The organism is Kitasatospora putterlickiae (assembly GCF_039527695.1).
GTDB lineage: Bacteria > Actinomycetota > Actinomycetes > Streptomycetales > Streptomycetaceae > Kitasatospora > Kitasatospora putterlickiae.
The window spans coordinates 24,882-25,389 of sequence record NZ_BAAAKJ010000153.1; the positions used below are offsets into that span (position 1 = coordinate 24,882).

Here is a 508-nt window from a genome sequence, read left to right on the forward strand (position 1 = left end):
GGGTTGTGGGCCCGTTCGTCCGGCCGTTCCGCGTTCCTCCGGCCGTGCGCGTTGTCCGGCCAACCGGCCGCACGGGGCTCGCCGGGGAGCGGATCGGTGTGGCAGGCTATCGGATATGTCTAGACCAATTTTCGAAGTCATCGCGCTGACGCCCCAGGACGCCCAGGCCGCCGAGTCGGGCGGCGCCGACCGGCTCGAACTGGTCACCGACATGGCCGCTGACGGACTCACCCCCTCGGTCCAGGACTTCGCCGGGATCCGGGCCGCCGTCGACCTGCCGCTGCGCGTCATGCTCCGCATCCGGGACGGCTTCGCCCCCGGCGACCTGGACGAGCTGCGCGCCCGCGCCGCCGCGCTCCGGGCCGAGGGCGCCGACGAGTTCGTCTTCGGCTTCCTCGACGCCGGGGGCGGGGTCGACCTGGCCGCGACCGAGGCCGTCGCCGAGGCGGCGGCCGGCTGCCGCTGGACCTTCCACCGGGCGATCGACCACAGCGCCGACCGGGCCGCC

General features: G+C 75.0%; 1 protein-coding gene. It reads left to right on the forward strand.

The window, feature by feature from the left end; translation table 11 throughout:
• Nucleotides 1–115: 115 nt before the first annotated feature.
• Nucleotides 116–508, forward strand: a 393-nt coding sequence (locus tag ABD308_RS16070; protein WP_344334098.1) for a copper homeostasis protein CutC, incomplete at its 3' end; no start/stop codon positions are given.